The organism is Paracoccus sp. C2R09, assembly GCF_018860625.1.
Taxonomy (GTDB): Bacteria; Pseudomonadota; Alphaproteobacteria; order Rhodobacterales; family Rhodobacteraceae; genus Paracoccus.
Window position 1 is genome coordinate 119195 of the sequence record NZ_JAHKQB010000023.1, and the last position, 19979, is coordinate 139173.

Here is a 19979-nt window from a genome sequence, read left to right on the forward strand (position 1 = left end):
TCTTGCGCAAGCGTGAAGCTTGCATTTGCCGCATGCATCGGTATACCGCGGCATACCTCTAGCTTTCCCGGTGCGGCTGCACACCTGCCTTCGGGACAAGTGCCACTCGAAACGCAGACCTCCGGGGCATCGCCATGAGCTTGTATACCGACTATCTCGACGAAATCGAAACGCGCAAGGCGCAGGGGCTGGGCCCCAAGCCGGTCGACGGCGCGGATCTTGCGGGCGAGATCATCGCGCAGATCAAGGACAAGGGCCACGAGCACCGGTCGGATTCGCTGCAGTTCCTGATCTACAACACGCTGCCCGGCACCACGAGCGCCGCACGCGAGAAGGCCTTCTTCCTCAAGGAGATCATCCTGGGGCAGGTCGAGGTCCCCGAGATCACGCCCGCCTTCGCATTCGAGCTGCTGTCCCACATGAAGGGCGGCCCCTCGGTCGAGGTGCTGCTGGACCTGGCACTGGGCGATGACGCGGCCATCGCCAAGGATGCGGGCGACGTGCTGAAGACGCAGGTCTTCCTCTACGAGGCCGATACCGAACGCCTGGCCGCCGCCTTCAAGGCGGGCAACCCGGTCGCGAAGGACATCCTCGAGAGCTATTCCGACGCCGAGTTCTTCACCAAGCTTCCCGAGATCGACGAGCAGATCAAGGTCGTCACCTATATCGCCGCGGAAGGCGACATCTCGACCGACCTGCTGTCGCCGGGCAACCAGGCGCATTCGCGTTCGGACCGCGAACTGCACGGCAAGTGCATGATCTCGGAACAGGCGCAGAAGGAAATCGAGGCGCTGAAGCTGCAGCACCCCGACAAGCGCGTGATGCTGATCGCCGAAAAGGGCACGATGGGCGTCGGCTCGTCGCGGATGTCGGGCGTGAACAACGTCGCGCTCTGGACCGGCAAGAAGGCCAGCCCCTATGTGCCCTATGTCAACTTCGCCCCGATCGTCGCGGGCACGAACGGCATCTCGCCCATCTTCCTGACCACCGTGGGCGTCACCGGCGGCATCGGCATCGACCTGAAGAACTGGGTGCGCAAGACCGGCCCGGACGGCAAGCCGATCCTGAACAACGACGGCAACCCGATCCTCGAACAGAAATACTCGGTCGAGACCGGCACCGTGCTGACCATCGACACCAAGACCCACAAGCTGCTGAACGAGGATGGCAGCGAAGAGCTGACCGATCTGGCCGCGTCCTTCACCCCCCAGAAGGTCGAGTTCATGAAGGCCGGCAGCTCCTATGCCATCGTCTTCGGCAAGCAGCTGCAGACCTTCGCCTGCGAAACCCTGGGCATCCCGCTGAAATCGGCCTTCGCGCCCTCCAAGGAAGTGTCGCACGAAGGCCAGGGCCTGACCGCGGTCGAGAAGATCTTCAACGCCAATGCCGTGGGCAGCACGCCCGGCAAGGTGCTGCATGCCGGGTCCGACGTGCGGGTGCAGGTCAATATCGTGGGGTCGCAGGACACCACCGGCCTGATGACCTCGCAAGAGCTGGAGGCGATGGCCGCCACGGTCATCTCGCCCAAGGTCGACGGCGCCTATCAGTCGGGCTGCCACACGGCATCGGTCTGGGACCTGAAGGCGCAGGCCAACACGCCGCGCCTGATGAAGTTCATGCATGATTTCGGCCTGATCACCGCGCGCGACCCCAAGGGCGTCTATCACTCGATGACCGATGTGATCCACAAGGTGCTGAACGACATCACCGTGGACGACTGGGCGATCATCATTGGCGGCGACAGCCACACCCGCATGTCCAAGGGCGTGGCCTTCGGCGCGGATTCGGGCACCGTCGCGCTGGCGCTGGCCACGGGCGAGGCGACCATGCCGATCCCGGAATCGGTCAAGGTCACGTTCAAGGGCAAGATGGCCCCGCATATGGACTTCCGCGACGTGGTCCATGCGACGCAGGCGCAGATGCTGGAACAGTGTGGCGACAACGTCTTCCAGGGCCGCATCATCGAAGTTCACATCGGGACGCTGCTGGCCGACCAGGCCTTCACCTTCACCGACTGGACGGCCGAGATGAAGGCGAAGGCGTCGATCTGCATCTCGGAGGACGAGACCCTGATCAAGTCGCTGGAGATCGCCAAGAGCCGCATCCAGATCATGATCGACAAGGGCATGGACAACGACGCGCAGGTCCTGGCAGGCCTGATCGCCAAGGCCGACGCGCGCATCGCCCAGATCCGCTCGGGCGAGAAGCCCGCGCTGAAGCCCGACGACAACGCGAAATATTTCGCCGAGGTCGTGGTCGATCTGGACGCCATCAACGAGCCGATGATCGCGGATCCCGACGTCTCGAACTCGGACGTGTCCAAGCGCTATACCCATGACACGATCCGCCCGATTTCGTATTACGGTGCCGAAAAGAAGGTCGATCTGGGCTTCGTGGGGTCGTGCATGGTCCACAAGGGCGACGTCAAGATCGTGGCGCAGATGCTGCGGAACCTTGAAAAGGAACAGGGCCGCGTGACCTTCAAGGCACCGCTGGTCGTGGCCGCGCCGACCTACAACATCATCGACGAGCTGAAGGCCGAAGGCGACTGGGAAGTGCTGCAGAAATATTCGGGCTTCGAGTTCGACGACAGCGCCCCTAAGCAGACCGCGCGCACCGAATACGAGAACATCCTGTACCTGGAGCGTCCGGGCTGCAACCTGTGCATGGGCAACCAGGAAAAGGCCGGCAAGGGCGATACCGTGCTTGCGACCTCGACCCGTCTGTTCAAGGGCCGCGTGGTCGAGGATTCCGGCGAGAAGCTGGGTGAATCGCTGCTGGCCTCGACCCCCGTCGTCGTGCTGTCGGCCATCCTGGGGCGCACGCCGAATATCGACGAATACAAGACCGCCGTCGAAGGCATCGACCTGACCAAGTTCGCGCCGCCCAAGGCGACCCCTCTGGACAGCCTGTCTGTCCATTTCTGATCCGGGCGGACCCGGCCCATCGAACCGGCCCCCGGCATCGCAGGATGCCGGGGGCCTTTTCCTGAAGGGGCTTGCCGAAGTTTAGGCATTTCCCCGTTTCACCGCCGCACGCGGGGTGGCATGACAGGGACTGACATCCCCGTTGCCGAAGATGGCTTCGATCCCGCCCATAGCCTTGCAGGCCGCCATGCCCCTTCGTTTCATCCACAGCTCGGACCTGCATATCGGCAGGAAATTCGCCAGCATCCCCCAGCCCGCCGACGGCAATATCCGCGGCAGGCTGATGGAGGCCCGCCACGGTGCGATCGCGCGGCTGGCGCAGGTCGCGCGGGACAAGGGCGCCGCCCATATCCTGCTGGCGGGCGACATCTTCGACACGCCGACCCCCTCGCCCGGCATCGCGCATCAGGCGGCGGCGGCGATGGCCGAGGCCGGGCACGTCACATGGTGGCTGCTGCCGGGGAACCACGACAACCTGCGCGATGCCGAACCGCTCTGGGACATGATCCGGGGGCTGGCGGTGCCGAACATCCGCGTCCTGTCCGAAGCAGTCCCGGTCGTCATGCAGGATGGCGCGACCTTGCTGCCCTGCCCCGTCCGCTATCGCGCGGGGGCCACAGACCCGTCGGCGCCGATGGTCGCCATGGCAAGCGGCGAAGGCGATCTGCGGATCGGGCTGGCCCATGGCGGCGTCACCGACTTCACCGAGAGCGGCGACGTCATCGCGCCCGATCGCGACCGCAGCGCGCGGCTCGATTACCTGGCCCTTGGCGATTGGCACGGGCGGATGCGGGTTTCGGCGCGCGTGCATTATTCTGGCAGCCCCGAACAGGATCGCTTCAAGCACGGGACGCGGGGCACATGCCTTTGCGTGACGCTGGACGGTCCCGGCGCCGAACCGCAGGTCGAAGAGATCGAGACCGGGCATTTCCACTGGCTGCCGCTGGATCTGCCCCTGCATCCGGGACAGGACGCCGCCGCCGCGTTGCTGGATGCACTGCCCCGGGGCGGACGTCGCGACATCCTGATCCGCGTGGCGCTGTCTGGCTGGGCCCGGCTTGGCGATCGCGCGGCCCTGATCGAGGCTGCGGAACGCGTGGGCCCGGAATTCGCGCATTTCGAGATGCGGCTCGACGCGCTCGGGACGGAATACGATCAGGCTGATCTGGACCGGATCGACCGCAAGGGCGGCGCGCTGCGCATCGCCGCCGAGGATCTGGCGACCGAGGCCGAAAGCGACGCCCCCGCCCCGCAGCGAGAGGCCGCGAAGGATGCGCTGGCCCGGCTCTATGCCTATGTGAGGGAGAGTGCGGAATGAAACTGCGTGCCATCGCACTGACCAATATTCGCCAGTTCACGGCGACCATGCGGATCGACGGGATCGGCGACGGGTTGAACGTGCTGAGCGAGCCGAACGAGTTCGGCAAATCGACCATCTTCGATGCGCTGCAGGCAGTGTTCTTCAAGCCGCATGGCAGCGGCGACAAGGAGATCAAGGCCCTGCGTCCCCATTCCGGCGGCGCCCCCGAGATCACGGTCGAGGTCGAGACTGCGGATGGCCGCTTCACCATCACCAAACGCTGGCTGCAAAAGCCCACGGCCAGCGTCAGCCGGGACGGGCGTCCCATTGCGCAATCGGATCAGGCCGAGGACTGGATCGCACGCGCCCTGGGCCAGGACGGGGGCGGACCGGCCGGGCTGATCTGGGTCAGGCAGGGCATGACCTCGTTGACCGATGGCAGCAACAAGGAAAAGGCGGCGGCGCTGGATGCGCGGCGCGACCTGCTTTCGTCCGTGGGCGAAGAGGTCGAGGCGATGACCGGCGGGCGGCGCATGGACGCGGCCCTGCAGCGCTGCCGCGACGAACTGGGCGTGCTTGCGACGGCAACCGGGCGCCCGAAGATGGGCGGTCCATGGAAGGCCGCGCAGGACCAGGTGGCGGCCCTGACCGCCGAACGCGACGATCTGCAGCGCCTGACACAAGAGCTGCATGCCGCGCTGGATGCGCGACGCAAGGCGCGACGCACATCGGCGGAACTGACCGATGCCGACGAGGTCGCCCTGCGCAACAGGCGGCTTGAGACGGCAAGGGCCGAACATGCCACCGCCGAGCGCCACGGCGCCGAGGTCGAGCGCCTTGCCCGCGAGGTCGAGACCCGCCGCCTTCGGGCCACTGCCGCGCAGGCCCGGCTGGACGAGATGCGCAAGGTTTTGGGCGAGCAGGCCGAATGCGACGACCTGATCGCGCGGGCCGAGGGCGAGGCAGGGGATGCACGTGCGGCGCATGGCGCGGCGCTCGATGCGCTGTCCCTGGCGCAGAAGGACCAGATCGACGCGGCCGCGCGGCTTGAAGGGGCCGAAACCGAACGCGCACGGGTCGAAAGGGCGCAGGCTGCACGCGACAATGCCGACCGGCGCCGCGACCTCGAGCGCCGGATCGCCCAGGCCGAGGAGGCTCGTCAGGCGATGGAGGCCGCGAAGGCGCGCATCCACGGCCTGACCCGCGATGCACTGTCCCGGATCGAGACGCTTGCCGCCGATCTTGCCGCAGCGACCGCCGCCCGCAATGCCGCGGCCACGCAGATCACCGCACGTTACGACGCCGCGGCGCGGCTGACGCTGAATGGCGACCCGCTGCCCGACGGATCGCCCGTGCCGCTTGCCGGCTTGGCCATGCTGGACCTTCCCGGGATCGGCACGCTTGAAATCCGCCCCGCCGAGGCCGCCGCCGACGATCATCACGGCAAGGCCCAAGCGACCCTGCGCGATGCGCTGGACATGGCGGGCGTCCGCGACCTTGCAGAGGCCCGTCATTCCGCGACCCTGCGGGCCAATGCCGAACGCGATCACGCCGAAGCCCGCGCGCTGCTCAGCGGCATCGCCCCCGAGGGGATGGAGGTGCTGCGCGCGCAGCTGGCCCGCCTGCCCGTGGCCGAGGATGCCGCGGATGACACGGACCCGTCGGCAGCCATCGCCGCGCACGAAAAGGCCCGCGAGGTCGAGAAGACCGCGCGGGATGCGCTGGCCCTCTGCGCCGAGGCTGCCAACGAAGCGCGCGTCCGGATGGTTCGCGCCGACGCCATGCTGGATCAGGCCCGGGATCGGCATGCCCGCGCGACGCAGGCCCTTGCGGGTTTCGATGGCGACATTCCGACCCTTTCGACCGCTGCCGACGATACCCGCGACGCGCTGAAGCTGGCAGAGGCGGAACATGACGCGGCCTTGAAATCCGCGCCCGATCTGGCCGCAGCCGCGGCCGCGCTGCGCCGCGCGCAATCCATCGACGAGGGTGCGCGAACGCAGATTGGCGATCTGAGGCAGCAGCTTGCCGCGCTCGAGGAACGTATCCGCCGCGCGGCGGGCGACGCGGTCGAGGAACGGCTGGCTGCCGCGTCCGAGACCCTGGCCGCAGCCACCCGCGACCTGGATCGCCTGAACCACGAGGTTGCCGTGCTGACCCGGCTTGAATCGGCGCTGGTCTCGGCGCGCAGCGCGGCGCGGGACCGGTATTTCGAACCGGTCGCCCGCGAACTGCGCCCGCTTCTGGGGCTTCTGTGGCCGGATGCCGAACTGACCTGGGCCGAGGATTCGCTGCTGCCCGACTGCCTGATCCGCGACGGCATGACCGAGCCGTTGGACATCCTGTCGGGCGGGACGCAGGAGCAGATCGCCCTGCTGGTCAGGCTGGCCTTCGCGCGGATGCTGGGGGCCGCGGGCCGCACCGCCCCCGTCATCCTCGATGACGCGCTGGTCTTTACCGACGATGCCCGGATCGAACGGATGTTCGACGCGCTGCACCGTCAGGCCGCCGACCTGCAGATCATCGTGCTGACCTGTCGCCAGCGGGCCTTCCGCGATCTTGGCGGGCATGCCCTGCGATTGACGGCGGCCTGAGGTGCCGGCCCCTCAGCGGGCCAGCCAGCCCCCGTCCACGTTCAGCACGGCGCCGTTCACGTAATCCGAGGCCGGGGCCGCAAGGAATACCGCAGTCTGCGCGATATCCTCGGGGCGGCCCCACCGCCCGGCCGGAATCCGGTCGAGAATGGCCTTGGACCTCTCGGGATCGGCACGCAGCGCCTCGGTGTTGTTCGTCTCGATATAGCCCGGCGCGATCGCGTTCACGTTCAGGCCCCGGGCGGCCCATTCATTGGCCATCAGCTTGGTCAGGCCTGCCACGCCATGCTTGCTGGCGGTATAGGACGGCACGCGGATACCGCCCTGGAACGACAGAAGGCTTGCGATGTTAACGATCTTGCCCGCGCCGCGCGGCAGGGCCGCCCTTGCGAAGGCCTGGCATGTGAAGAACAGCGCCTTCTGGTTGATGTCGATCACATCGTCCCAATCGGCTTCGGAAAAATCGACCGCGTCGTCGCGACGGATGATCCCCGCATTGTTCACCAGGATATCGATCCGCTCGGCGGCGAAGACGTCCCGCGCTGCCATGGGGTTGCTGAAATCCAGCCGCATCTGGCGACCTCGGCCCATCATCTCCAGCGTCTCGTCGCAGTCGCGACGGCCCGAGGCGATGACTTCGGCCCCGGCACCCGCCATCGCCACCGCGATCGCCTGTCCGATGCCCGTATTCGCGCCGGTCACCAACGCGGTCTTTCCCTGCAGCGAAAAGGCGTTCAACGCATATCCTCCGGCTGGATGAAGTCCATGTCGGTGTAGTCGACATTGTCCCCCGCCATCGCCCAGATGAAAGTGTATTCACCGATCCCCGCCCCGGAATGGATCGACCATGGGGGCGACAGGACCGCCTGTTCGTTCGCAACGAACAGGTGCCGCGTTTCCTGCGGTTCGCCCATCAGATGAAGCACCCGCGCCTCGGGTGCCATCCCGTGATAGAGATAGGCCTCCATCCGGCGATCGTGCACATGGCTGGGGATGGTGTTCCAGACGGATCCCTCCTCGAGCGAGGTATAGCCCATGACGAGCTGGCAGCTCTCCATCACCAGGGGGTGGATGAACTGCCGGATCGTGCGCTTGTTCGAGGTCTCGGACGCGCCCATCTGGACCTCTTTCGCCTGATCCACGGTAATCAGGCGGCAAGGCAGCGCGCGATGCGCAGGCGCCGAGGTGATATAGAACCGCCCCGCCCCGCCGAAGGTGACGGCACCCGATCCCATCCCCAGATACAGCACGTCCCCGCGCGCCATCTGCCATTCCTGTCCGGCGGCCGCGATGGTGCCGGTATCGCCGATATTGACGATGCCCATCTCGCGCCGTTCGAGGAAGGTCGCGGTGCGGGTCTCGGCGATGGCATCAAGGACCAGTTCCTTGCCCGCAGGCACGGCACCGCCGACGACGAAACGGTCGTAATGGCTGTAGGTCAGGCGGATCTGATCATCCTGGAACAGCCCTTCGACCAGGAAATTCCGGCGCAGGGCCGCGGTATCCATCGTCCTGGCATGATCGGGGTGGATCGCGTGGCGCGTCTCGACATGGGTCATCTTCGGTCCCTCCTCCAAGGCATCGCGGGCCTGCCGGGTCTCACGGCATTGCCCTCATTCCAGCATACTAATATGCTAGCCGATCAGCAGGGTCAAACGGAGTTCGTGAATGGCGCAGATGAACGAAGCGGCGGAACCGGTCATCCCCCTGCTGCAACCCGGTTCGACACGTTCGGTCACCGATCAGGTCTTCGACGCCCTGCATGAACGGATCGTCGATCTGGGACTGCCCCCCGGCACCCGGATCTCCGAGGCCGAGGTCGCGTCGCGCATGGGCGTGTCGCGCCAGCCGGTGCGGGACGCCTTCTTTCGGCTGTCGCAGATCGGGTTCGTCCTGATCCGCCCGCAACGTTCGACCACCGTCACGCCCATCTCGGCCACGGCCATCCGCGAGGCCTGCTTCATCCGCAACGCCTTGGAGGTTGCCTGCATGAGGGTGGCTGCGGGCGTGCTTTCGACGCCGCATCATGACGAACTGCAAGCGATCCTTGACGACCAGAAGGACGCCGTGGAACAGGATGATCGGCGTCGGTTCCACATGCTGGACGACCGCTTCCACCAGCGGATCTGCGATCTGTCGGGGCATGGATTCGTCTGGGAGCTGGTCCGCGAGAACAAGGGCCATATGGACAGGCTGCGCTGGTTGTCGCTGTCCTACAATGCGGGGAACGCGCTGTCGGAACATGGCGACATCCTGCAGGCGTTGCGCGCCCGTGATGCGGATGCCGCAGCCGGGGCGCTGACCGGGCATCTGGGCCGGATCGACCGGATGCTGGATCAGCTGCGCCGCGAACGCCCCGACATGGTCGGCGACTGATCGCGCTCAGCCCTGTGGCGTCATCGCCCGCCGTTGCCGCGTCCGCTGCAGCCCCAGCCTGCGTTCGCGCCAGATGATCAGCAGCCCCGCAAGGATGACAAGCGACGTGCCCAGAAGCACCACGGCGGTCGGGGCCTCGCCGAAGGCGAACCAGCCGATGACGATCGCCAGCACCATCGAAGTATAGTCGAACGGCGCGATGAGCGAGGCGTCGGCAAAGCGATAGGCCGAGGTCAGAAGGATCTGACCCAACCCGCCCAGAAGTCCCATCGACACCAGCAGCGCCAGCGACGTGGCATCGGGCATCACCCATCCGAAGGGCAGCGTCGTCAGGCTGAGAACCGTCGAGGTGATCGAGAACCAGAAGACAATTGCCGAGGTCCGCTCCTCCTCGACCAGCTTGCGGACGAAAATCTGCGCCAGCGCCGCGCAGCTTGCCCCGCCAAGCGTGACCACCGCCCCGAGCGTCCGCGCGGTGTCGGGATTGCCGATCCGCAGCTGCGGCGACAGGACGATCATCACCCCCGCCAGACCCAGCCCGACCATGCCGAGCCGGAAGAGCCGCACCTCCTCGTTCAGGAACATGGCCGCGAAGATCACGACCAGAAGCGGCGCGGCATAACCGATGGCCGTCACCTCGGGGAAGGTCAGCAGCGACAGCGCCCAGAAGTTCAGCCCCATCGCCATGGTGCCGACCACGCCACGATAGAAATGCCCCATCGGACGGAAGGTCCGCAGACCTATCGACAATTCGCCCCGCGCGATCAGCCAGCCCAAAATGACGGGAATGGCAAAGAAGGACCGGAAGAAGACCTGCTCGCCGGCGGGGACGGACATGTTCCCCTGCGATGTCGCCTTCACCAGCGCGGCCATGCAGGTGAAGACCGAGACGCTGAGACATTTCAACGCGATGCCGCGGAGGGGATAATCACTAGGGGGCATGGTGCCTGATGGCTGGATGCGGGTTCCGACAGGACTAGCGCAGTTGTCCGGCATGGGAAAGCGCCATCGCCGCCATTGCCCGGAAGATCGGCAGCGCGCCGACATGTGGCGCCGAACCCGGTGGCCTGCCCCGCCCGATACGGCCCGGGGTCAGCCCTGCCGAAGACAGGCCCCGAGCGATTTCGCCGCCTTCAACGCGTAAGCACCGTGCAGCGACCAGGATTGGGTCAGCCCCTCGACGATCAGCGTCAGGGCGATTTCATGCCCGACCAGGCCCGTGGCGGCGGCGGCACGTTCCGCCAGCTCCGCCTTGTGGCGCGTCAACAGATCGTGCAGCGCCGGATCGTCCGGGGCGGCGGCCACGGCGGCATGGAACAGGCAGCCATGCGACGCCTCGTCCCGCATCCAGCCGGCAACGCGGTCCAGCAGCACATCCAGCGCAGCCGCCCCCTCGGGCAGGTCGTCCAGCACGCGCGCCATGTATCGCCGGTGACGATTCTCCATCGCGGCATGCACCATGTCCCGGCGCGAGGGGGTGTACTTGTAGAGCGTGCGCAGGCTGACCTCGGCAGCCGCGCGCAGATCCTCGACGCTTGGTTCGGCAAAGCCGCGCGCGGCAAAGCAACGCTCCAGCCCCGCCGCAATTCTGATCATCGTCTCGTTCATCCTTGACCATGTAGAACGAACGCTCTACCCACGCAAGTAGAACGAACACTCTACCGAAGGGGAACGACATGACCAGGACGATGAAGGGCATGGTGCTGACGGGGCATGGCGGGCCCGAACGCATGGAATGGCACGAGGATCTGGCGGTCCCGCAGCCCGCGGCGGGCGAGGTGCAGGTCCGGGTGCTGGCGGCCGCCGTAAACAATACCGACATCAACACCCGGATCGGCTGGTATTCGAAGGCCGTGCGGGGCGACACCGCCCAAGGCGCGGCCTCGGGCTATGACGGGCAGGCCGACGCGGATGGCGGCTGGGACGGTGCGCTGCAATTCCCGCGCATTCAGGGCGCGGATTGCTGCGGGATCGTCACCGCCGTGGGCGAGGGCGTTTCCCCAGACCGCATCGGTGAACGCGTCCTGCTGCGCCCGATGTTCGCACCCGCGGGCGATACGAGCGACCTGCCCCTGGCAACGCTTGGATCCGAACGCGACGGCGCATTCGCGGAATACACCACCGCCGAGGCGCGGCACGCGATCAGGGTCACCTCGGATCTGAGCGATGTGGAGCTGGCAAGCTTTCCCTGCGCCTTCTCGACCGCCGAGGGGATGATCCAGCGCGGCGGGCTGGGCGCCGAACGGGTGCTGATCACCGGCGCCTCGGGCGGGGTCGGGTCCGCGGCGATCCAGCTGGCCAGGCGGCGGGGCGCGCATGTCACGGCGCTGAGCAGCCCGTCCAAGGCCGATGCGCTGCGCGAACTGGGCGCGAACGAGGTTCTGGACCGCGACGCCCCCCTGCCCGACGCGGCGTTCGACGTGGTGCTGGACCTGGTCGGCGGTCCGCGATGGGGCGATGTCCTGGCAGCGCTGCGCAAGGGCGGACGCTATGTCACCTCGGGCGCGATCGCGGGGCCCATCGTCGAGCTGGACCTGCGCACGCTGTATCTGCGCGACCTGACGCTGATCGGAAGCACGTTCCAGCCGGACAGCGTCTTCACCGATCTCGTCGGCTATATCGAGGCGGGCGAGATCCGTCCGACCCTGGCGCGGACCTTCCCCCTGCGCGAACTGCATGCCGCGCAGGAGATGTTCCTGGACAAGCGCCATGTCGGCAAGATCGGCATCACCGTCGCCGAATGACGCGGGTCCCGGTCAGTTGCGGGGGATCGCCCCGTGATGGCCGATCACCTGCCCCGAGGTGCTGATGGCGGCGCGCGCCGCGGCCTCGGGGTCGGTGCCCGACAGGCGTTCGGCCAGGTATCGGCCGTTGAAGCTGTCGCCTGCCCCCGTCGCATCGACCACCGATGTGACGGGCGGCACCTCGACCAGGACGTCGCGACCCTCGGCCCGGACATGCGCGGGCTTCGGGCCGTCCTTGACGACGATCTCGGCGGCGGGGTTGGCCGCTGCATAGCGTGCGACGGTCGCCTGCGGATCGGCATCGCCGAAATGCACGGCCTCGTCGTCGAAGCTGGGCAGCACGATGTCGGACAGGGCGGCGGCGCGCATGATCACGTCGCGCATCACCTCGGGGCTTTCCCACAGGACGGGTCGGATATTGGGGTCGAAGGCCACGCGCACGTCGCGCAGCGCATCCAGCAGCCGGTCGCGCGCATCGGGCGACAGGATCGCCAGCGTGATCCCCGACAGATAGACGAGATCGCGCCCCTGCACGACGCGGCGCAGGTGATCGGCATCCTCGGCCAGCAACCGTGCCGCCGAATTCTCGCGCCAATAGGTGAAGTGGCGATCCCCGTCGCGCTGCTCGATCATGTAGAGACCGGGGCGGCGATCTGCGATCCGGCGCACGTCCGACGTGTCGATATCGGCGGATCCAAAGAAATCCAGCATCCGGTCGGACATGCGATCCGTGCCGACGGCGGTGTAGTAGGCGACCGGGATTCCCGCCAGATGGGCGCGCGCATGCCAGGCCGTGTTCAGCGTGTCACCCGCAAAGCCCCCCCGATAGAGATCGTCCTGACCGCCCGACAGTTCGATCATGCATTCGCCGATACACAGAAGTCCGCTCAAATTACCGCTCCAATCTTCCGGGGGCCGGCGAACTGGCCGCCACGCCCGGTTTCCCTCGATGCGGATTTCTGCCCCGAAGCGGTGGCCGGAAGCAAGGCGAAGATCGGCAGCATGCGCAATGAGGACCGCCCGCCGCCCCGGAATCGCGGGGGCCGCGGGCGGTCCGGTCGCATCACCCGCCCGCGTGGGCGCGGTTGTGACGGACCGAGGCCCAGAGCGACAGGCCGATCAGCGCGGCACCGCCAAGCCCGGTGATCACCTCGGGGATATGCACCAGCGCCTGCGCATACATGATGAAGGACAGCGCGATGATCGCCCAGAACGCCCCATGTTCGAGATAGCGGTATTCGGCCAGAGTTCCCTTCTCGACCAGCATGATGGTCATGGACCGCACATACATCGCCCCGATCCCCAGCCCGATCGCGATGATGAACAGGTTCTGCGACAGGGCGAAGGCCCCGATCACGCCGTCGAAGCTGAAGGAGGCGTCCAGCACCTCGAGATAGAGGAACGCGCCGACGCCGCCCTGCGCCCCGGCCTTGAGGGTTTCCTGGCTGCGGTCCAGCAGCCCGCCCAAAACCTCGACCAGAAGGAAGGTCAGAAGACCCCAGATCGCGGAATGCAGGAAGACCTCGCGCTGGATCGGGTCCAGAAGCCGCGAGAAGCCCAGCATCACGACCAAGACGAAGGCCACCTCGACCCCGCGAACGGTGGCGTATTCCTGCATGCGGCGTTCCAGCCAGCTGACCCAGTGGACGTCCTTTTCATGGTCGAAGAAGAAGCTGAGCCCGACCATCATCAGGAAGGTGCCGCCGAAGGCCGCGATGGGCAGATGGGCGTCATGCATGATGCGCGCATATTCGGCGGGCTGCGATGCCGCCATCACCAGCGCCTGCCACGGCCCAATGCCTGCCGCGATCACCACGATCAGCAGCGGAAAGACGATCCGCATCCCGAAGACCGCGATCAGGATGCCCCAGGTCAGGAAGCGCCGCTGCCAGACCGGGGTCATGGTCTTCAGCTTGTTCGCGTTGACGATCGCGTTGTCGAAGGACAGCGATATCTCCAGCACGGCAAGGACCGCGCAGATGAAGAAGATGCCCGCCATGCCGCCGATCGTGCCGGTCATCTGCCAGCCCAGCACGGCGCCCATGACCAGCCCGATCGCGGTGACGATGAATGCCCATCTGAAATATCCGGCCATGGACCGGCCGGGGGCGTCGATTGTTCCCTGTGTCATTTTCGGAATATGTCCGTGCGGCGTGTCTCGTATCGGTGCCGACATCACGAATGCGCCGCCACATCCGCCAGAGGGGCCCGGTCACCCAAGATCGGTCGCGGGGGACACCGCGACGTGGGGCCACTATGCCCGCGGTCGCGCCCGCGGACAAGATGTCGCATCAGGTCACGATCCCGCCCCGCTTCAGGCTGTCGATCTCGACCTGGACCTCGGCGGCGAAGGCCTGGGCCGCGATGCCGGGCGGGCGGTTACGGGGGGCGAATTCCGCGATCTCCCAGGTGATGGCGGGGATCAGGCGATGGCAGGTGACCTTGGCCGGATCGATCAGCTTCTGCGCGACCGGATCGACGATGGCCACGCCCACGCCGCGTTCGACCAGGCTGACGATGCCGTGCAGGGTGCGAAGTTCGGCCGCGATGTCGCGATGGACGTCGATGGTCTGCATCATGTTGTCGATGCGCTGGCGCAGCGGACTGCCCTGGGCCAGATCGATGAAGCGTTCATGCCGCAATCGCGGCAGCGGGATTTCCTGCTGGTCGCCCTGTGGATGCCCGACGGGCAGGATGCACCTCGCCTCGCAATTGGCCAGCGCGCGGGACGTGCCGCCGAAGGCCTCGGCATTCAGCGTGATCCCGAAGGCCAGGTCGCAGCGTCCCTCGCTGATCATGCGCAGCAGCTCGGCCATCCCGACATCGACGATCTGGACGGTCACCTCGGGATGGGTCAGACGGAATCGCCCAAGCGCATCAAGAAGGAAGGTGTCGCAGAAGATCGGCTGCGCGGCGATGACCAGATGGCCGATCTGGCCGCTGGCGATGGCCGACGCCTCCTGCTGCATCGATCGCATCCCCGCAAGGTGACGCGCCACCGTCGGGTGAAATCGGAACGCCTCGGGGGTGGGGGACAGCCGGTTGCGCTTGCGCAGGAACAGCTCGAACCCAAGGTTTTCCTCCAGCGATATCAGAAGCCTGCTGATCATGGGCTGGCTGGCGCCCAGATGTTCGGCGGCCAGCTTGACCCCGCCAAGCCGCATGAAGGCATCGAAGGCTTCCAGTTCGCGGATCTTCATGGCGTTCCCTCGGTATGCTGGTTTTGCATACTGATGCCACGTTCTTGCCTTGCTTGGAATACTGTGAATGGTGGCCCCGTCCAACAAGATCGAAAACGGATCAACACGAAGGCGAGGTCACCCCATGAAGAAACTGCTCGGAACCGTCACGCTGGCCGCACTGGCCGCAGCCAGCCCCGCATTCGCCGAAGGCTATCCCGATCAGGCGGTCACGCTGGTCGTGCCCTACGGTCCGGGCGGCGCATCGGATCTGGCGGGCCGCGCCCTGGCCGAGGTCGCGCCCGAATATCTGGGTGAGCCCGTCACGGTGATGAACCGTCCGGGCGCGGGCGGCATGAACGGCGCGCGTTCGGTGACCGAGGCAGATGCCGACGGCTATACCCTGCTGCTGGCCCGTGTGGGCATGGCGCTGTCGCCCGCAGTCACGCCGGGCAACGCGGTGCCGCATGACGCCTATACCTTCCTGGGCGCGCTGGAGGCGACGCCGATGATCCTGGCGGTGCGCGCGGACGCGCCCTATGACAGCGCCGAGGATCTGATCGCCGCTATCCGCGACAGCCAGGGCGCGATGACCTATGCGGCATCGGGTGCGACGGCCATCGACGGCTTCACCACGCAGGCGCTTCTGTCCGACAGCGATCTCGATCCGCTGACGGCCGCCACGCTGGTGCCCTACAAGGGCGGCGGCGCGCTGGCGACCGCGCTTCTGGGCGGGCATGTCGATTTCGTGGCGATGGCGGCCGGGTCGCTGATGCCCCATATCGCCAGCGGCGACCTGAAGGCCCTGATGGTCTTCGCGCCGCAGCGGATGGAGGCCCTGCCCGACGTCGCCACCGCCGCGGAACTGGGCTTCGAGAAGGCGGGTCAGATCGCGGGCTGGAGCGCGCTTTACGGTCCCAAGGACCTGCCGGCCGAGGTGGTCGAGAAATGGGACGGCGTTCTGGGGCAGGTCGCCCAGAACGACCAATGGCTGGAACTTGCCAGCCGCCGCGGGTCGATCTCGACCATCGGCAGCGTGGACATGGCCGAATATGCGCAGTCGCAATACGACCTGTTCCACGGCATGGCCGTCGATTTCGGCTATCTTCCCCAGTAACGGCAGGCGCGCGGCCACCCATGGCCGCGCCCCACCGCACCCCCGAGGCACCCCATGACCAAGCCCGTCCTGCGGGGGCTGGTGATTACCGCCTTCTTTGCGGTCGTCGCAGCCCTGCTGATCCCCGTCTTTGTTCCGCGCCCGGCCTTCATTCCGGGCTTCGCGCCGCCCCCCGACATGTGGCCCCGCACCGTGGCGATCGCGGGCACCGCGCTTGGCGTTCTGGCGCTGATCGCCGCACGCCTGCGCCCCGAGCCGCCCGAACCCGTCGAACATGACGGCAGCAGCCCCACGCGCATGACCCTGCGCTTTGCGGGCGTCGTCGCGGCATTCGCGGCCTTCCTGGCCCTCGTCCCGGTTCTGGGTTTCCTGGTGGCGGGCATGGCCCTGACCGCGGTCATGGTCCTGATGACCGGCGAACGCGACCGCCGGTTCTGGATCGTGGCGCTGTCCATCGGGGGGCCGGTGCTGCTGCTGGTGTTCTTCCACTCGGCGCTCGGCACGCAATTCCCGCGCGGCATCTTCAAGCCCTTCGGCTTCTGACAAAGGTATCCCATGCTGAACGACATCCTGACGGCGATCCAGGCCGTCGCCACCATCCAGAACCTGCTGATCATGGCGGCGGGCATCTGGGGCGGCGTCATCGTGGGGGCCATTCCGGGCATGACCGGAACCATGGCCGTGACGCTGGCCCTGCCCTTCACCTTCTACATGGACCCGGTGCCGTCGATCCTGCTGCTCGTCGCGCTCTACAAGGGGTCCACCTATGGCGGGTCGGTCTCGGCCATCCTGATCAAGACGCCCGGCACTGCATCGGCCGCCTGCACGGCGCTGGACGGATACCCGCTGGCGCGTCAGGGCAAGGCCGGCAAGGCGCTGAACATGGCGCTCTATTCCTCGGTCATCGGGGATTTCATCTCGAACCTGTCGCTGATCTTCTTCGCGGCGCCGCTGGCCATGCTGGCGCTGAAGATCGGCCCCCCCGAATTCTTCATGCTGATGCTGTTCGCGCTGACCACGGTGGCGGGGGTTTCGGGCAATTCGCTGCTGCTGGGCCTCGTCTCGGCCGCGCTCGGCCTGCTGCTGGCCACGGTGGGCGAGGACATGTACGGATCCTTCCGCTTCGCCTTCACGCCGGACATGCAGGCGGGGCTGGCCATCGCGCCCGTGCTGATCGGCCTTTTCGCGCTGCCCGAACTGATCAAGCTGATCGTGCTGCGGGCCGACAACCGCGAGGAAGCCGCGGCGCTTGGCGCGCAGCATGTCACCCGGGCCGAGTTCATGGGCTCGCTCCGTTCGATCCTGAAGGGGTCGGCCATCGGTTCGGTGCTGGGTGCCATTCCGGGCATCGGCCCGTCGGCCGCGGCCTTCTTCTCCTATGGCGAGGCGCAGCGCAGCAGCCGCAACGGCGCGAATTTCGGCAAGGGCGAGCTGGAAGGCATCGCCGCATCGGAATCCGCCAATAACGGCGCCTGCGGGGCGACGATGATCCCGCTTCTGGCGCTTGGCGTGCCGGGCGACGTGATCACCGGGGTGATGCTGGGCGCGTTCATGATCCAGGGGCTGACGCCCGGGCCCATGCTGTTCCAGACGAACCTGCACGAGATCTACATGCTGCTGATCGGGATGCTGGTATCGTCGGTCCTGCTGTTCTTCGCGGGCAAGGCCACGATGCGCATGTTCTCGCATGTGTCGCATATCCCGCAGACCCTGCTGACGCCGCTGGTGCTGCTTCTGTGCATCTTCGGGATCTATTCGATCTCGTCCAGCATGTTCGACGTGGCGGTGCTGCTGGTGATGGGTATCGTGGGCTTCGGCATGTTCCTTCTGAACATCCCCACCGCACCCTTCCTGATCGCCTTCATCCTGGGCCCGACGCTGGAGGAGAACATGCGCCGTGCCATCGCCATATCGCGCGGGGACCCGATGGTCCTGATCTCGACCCCGATCACCTGGGGCTTCGCCGCCCTGATCGTCTTCGTGATCGCCGTGACGATCCGCCGTGAAATCCGCAAGAACAACGACAGAAAGGCCCTCGCGTCATGAGCGCCACATCCGACCACCGATCCGAGGATCTGGACCTGACGATCCGCCACCTGGCCGATCTGATCGGCTTCGACACGGTGTCCCGCAACGGCAATCGTGCCCTGATCGACCACATGGCGGCCCATCTTGGCGGCCTGGGCGCACGGATCGTGATCCTCCCCGACGACAGCGGATCCAAGGCCAACCTGATCGCCAGCTTCGGCCCCGAGGATGCGCCCGGCATCGTCTGGTCGGGCCATACCGACGTGGTTCCCGCGAACGAGCCCGAATGGAAGGGCGATCCCTTTTCGGCCCGCGTGGCCGACGGGCGGCTCTATGGCCGCGGCGCCTGCGACATGAAGGGCTTTGCGGCCTGCGCCATGACCGTGGCCCCGCGTCTGGCCCGCGCCGCGCTGACCCGTCCGGTCCATCTGTGCTTCAGCCATGACGAAGAGGTCGGCTGCCTCGGCGCCCCCGCCATCGCGCGGCACCTGGCGGCCCTGCCCTGCCCGCCCGAACTGGCGATCATCGGCGAACCGTCGATGATGCGGCTGATCACGGGGCAGAAGGGCAAGATCGCGATGCGCGCCCGCGTCACGGGAACCTCGGGGCATTCGTCCTTCGCCCCCCAGCATGTGAACGCCATCGAACATGCCGCGCTCGCGATCGACCTGATCGCCGAACACGCCCGTGGATACGCCGCGAACGGCCCCTTCGATCCCGATTTCACCGTGCCCCATGCCACGATGCTGGTCACCATGATCGAGGGCGGCGTCGCCACCAACATCACGCCGGAGGCCTGCAGCTTCACCTTCGAGCTGCGTTCGATCAGCGGAATGGACGCGGAAGGCGACATGGCCGCGCTGCTGACCCGGATCACCGACGAGGTGGGCGGCCCGATGGCCGCCAGGGCCGAGGGCGCCGGCATCGCCTTCGAACGCATCTTCGCCTATCCGCCGATGGGCGAGGCACGCGGCACGCAGGGCTTCGGGCGCTATGCCGATCTGTTCCCGGACTGGGGCGGCAAGGTGTCCTTCGGGTCCGAAGGCGGGGTCTTCGAGACGCTCGGCGGGATCCCGTCGGTGATCGTCGGCCCCGGCTCGATCGAGCAGGCGCACAAGCCGAACGAATACGTGGCGCTTGATCAATTGCAGGAATGCGTCGACTTTCTCGACACGATCATCGACAGGCTGGCCGCGCCCGCCTGAGCGGTTCCGTGATCCCACTCACGGATGGGCCGGCGCCATCGCGGCGCCGGTCCCTTCATTTCCGTGCGACCGCCCGCAGGCAGCGCTCCAGCGCCTCGAGAAATCGCGACCGGTCCGCCTTGGAAAAGCTGCGCCCGCGCCCCTGCATGAACGGATCGGCCGAACGCAGATCGGTCATCAGGTCGCGCATCGCCAGCACGCTGCCGATATTGTTGGGGCCCAATTCCTCGCCATCGTGGCGCAGGACCCGCGCGCCCGCCTCGACGCAGCGGGCGGCCAGGGGGATGTCGGCGGTGATCACCACGTCGCCCGGTCCGGCCTGTTCGGCGATCCACTTGTCGGCCTCGTCCGGGCCGTCGGGCACCACCACCATCCGCATCAGCGGGTTCGGCGACGGCCTGATCCCGCCATTCGACACGATGACCATGTCCACCCGGTGGCGCGTGCCGACACGCTCGACCTCGGATTTGACGGGACAGGCGTCGGCATCGACATAGATGGTCATGGGC

General features: G+C 66.9%; 17 protein-coding genes. 9 read left to right on the forward strand and 8 right to left on the reverse strand.

All coding sequences use genetic code 11. The annotated features are described in order from the left end of the window. Positions 1-134: 134 nt before the first annotated feature. The 3 genes from KO490_RS08615 (at position 135) to KO490_RS08625 (ending at position 6821) form a co-directional block, all read left to right on the forward strand. Entirely contained in the window at positions 135-2927 is a 2793-nt protein-coding gene (locus KO490_RS08615; RefSeq protein ID WP_216019007.1) for a bifunctional aconitate hydratase 2/2-methylisocitrate dehydratase, read from the forward strand. A gap of 187 nt (positions 2928-3114) precedes the next feature. Beyond that, complete coding sequence (locus tag KO490_RS08620) at positions 3115-4245, forward strand: metallophosphoesterase (protein ID WP_216019008.1); 1131 nt, start codon at positions 3115-3117, stop codon at positions 4243-4245. Then, the gene (locus KO490_RS08625) at positions 4242-6821 is read left to right on the forward strand and encodes an AAA family ATPase (protein ID WP_216019009.1); all 2580 of its coding nucleotides are present in this window, start codon (positions 4242-4244) and stop codon (positions 6819-6821) included. The genes KO490_RS08620 and KO490_RS08625 overlap by 4 nt, the downstream gene beginning before the upstream one ends. Before the next feature lie 12 nt (positions 6822-6833). Here the strand turns inward: KO490_RS08625 and kduD are convergent, their stop codons facing one another. Both kduD and kduI read right to left on the reverse strand, forming a co-directional pair. Then, complete coding sequence (gene kduD, locus KO490_RS08630; RefSeq protein ID WP_216019010.1) at positions 6834-7559, reverse strand: 2-dehydro-3-deoxy-D-gluconate 5-dehydrogenase KduD; 726 nt, start codon at positions 7557-7559, stop codon at positions 6834-6836. Further along, the gene (kduI, locus tag KO490_RS08635; RefSeq protein ID WP_216019011.1) at positions 7556-8380 is read right to left on the reverse strand and encodes a 5-dehydro-4-deoxy-D-glucuronate isomerase; all 825 of its coding nucleotides are present in this window, start codon (positions 8378-8380) and stop codon (positions 7556-7558) included. The genes kduD and kduI overlap by 4 nt, the downstream gene beginning before the upstream one ends. 109 nt (positions 8381-8489) lie before the next feature. On the opposite strand from kduI, the gene KO490_RS08640 reads away from it, so the two are divergent. Continuing rightward, positions 8490-9197 carry a GntR family transcriptional regulator gene (locus tag KO490_RS08640; protein WP_252727082.1) on the forward strand — a complete coding sequence of 236 codons (708 nt, stop codon included), beginning with the start codon at positions 8490-8492 and terminating at the stop codon, positions 9195-9197. A gap of 6 nt (positions 9198-9203) precedes the next feature. On the opposite strand, the gene KO490_RS08645 is transcribed toward KO490_RS08640, so the two are convergent. Further along, entirely contained in the window at positions 9204-10139 is a 936-nt protein-coding gene (locus tag KO490_RS08645; protein WP_216019012.1) for a DMT family transporter, read from the reverse strand. A 150-nt stretch (positions 10140-10289) separates the two neighbouring features. Continuing rightward, positions 10290-10793 carry a TetR/AcrR family transcriptional regulator gene (locus tag KO490_RS08650; RefSeq protein WP_252727083.1) on the reverse strand — a complete coding sequence of 168 codons (504 nt, stop codon included), beginning with the start codon at positions 10791-10793 and terminating at the stop codon, positions 10290-10292. Between the two features lie 80 nt (positions 10794-10873). Here KO490_RS08650 and KO490_RS08655 point away from each other — a divergent pair, with 80 nt between their 5' ends. Continuing rightward, positions 10874-11941 carry an alcohol dehydrogenase family protein gene (locus KO490_RS08655; protein ID WP_216019014.1) on the forward strand — a complete coding sequence of 356 codons (1068 nt, stop codon included), beginning with the start codon at positions 10874-10876 and terminating at the stop codon, positions 11939-11941. 12 nt (positions 11942-11953) lie between these two features. On the opposite strand, the gene KO490_RS08660 is transcribed toward KO490_RS08655, so the two are convergent. The 3 genes from KO490_RS08660 to KO490_RS08670 form a co-directional block, all read right to left on the reverse strand. Then, entirely contained in the window at positions 11954-12832 is an 879-nt protein-coding gene (locus KO490_RS08660) for a sugar kinase (protein ID WP_216019015.1), read from the reverse strand. A gap of 172 nt (positions 12833-13004) precedes the next feature. After that, on the reverse strand, positions 13005-14072 hold the full coding sequence (locus KO490_RS08665; protein ID WP_252727084.1) for a DUF475 domain-containing protein: 1068 nt from the start codon (positions 14070-14072) through the stop codon (positions 13005-13007). A gap of 160 nt (positions 14073-14232) precedes the next feature. Beyond that, positions 14233-15141, reverse strand: a complete 909-nt coding sequence (locus KO490_RS08670; protein ID WP_216019016.1) for a LysR family transcriptional regulator — start codon at positions 15139-15141, stop codon at positions 14233-14235. A gap of 124 nt (positions 15142-15265) precedes the next feature. Between KO490_RS08670 and KO490_RS08675 the strand changes: the two genes are divergently transcribed. Genes KO490_RS08675 through argE form a run of 4 tightly spaced genes read left to right on the forward strand, consistent with a single transcriptional unit; the run spans position 15266 to position 19470 of the window. After that, positions 15266-16237, forward strand: coding sequence for a tripartite tricarboxylate transporter substrate binding protein (locus tag KO490_RS08675; protein WP_216019017.1), 972 nt, complete (start codon positions 15266-15268; stop codon positions 16235-16237). 54 nt (positions 16238-16291) lie between these two features. Next, complete coding sequence (locus KO490_RS08680; RefSeq protein WP_216019018.1) at positions 16292-16780, forward strand: tripartite tricarboxylate transporter TctB family protein; 489 nt, start codon at positions 16292-16294, stop codon at positions 16778-16780. 12 nt (positions 16781-16792) lie between these two features. Further along, positions 16793-18283, forward strand: coding sequence for a tripartite tricarboxylate transporter permease (locus KO490_RS08685; protein ID WP_216019019.1), 1491 nt, complete (start codon positions 16793-16795; stop codon positions 18281-18283). Further along, a complete protein-coding gene (gene argE / locus KO490_RS08690) occupies positions 18280-19470 on the forward strand; it encodes an acetylornithine deacetylase (RefSeq protein ID WP_216019020.1) in 1191 nt (396 codons plus the stop codon). The genes KO490_RS08685 and argE overlap by 4 nt, the downstream gene beginning before the upstream one ends. A 55-nt stretch (positions 19471-19525) precedes the next feature. On the opposite strand, the gene KO490_RS08695 is transcribed toward argE, so the two are convergent. Further along, on the reverse strand, positions 19526-19975 hold the full coding sequence (locus KO490_RS08695; protein ID WP_216019021.1) for a YaiI/YqxD family protein: 450 nt from the start codon (positions 19973-19975) through the stop codon (positions 19526-19528). Positions 19976-19979: the final 4 nt, after the last annotated feature.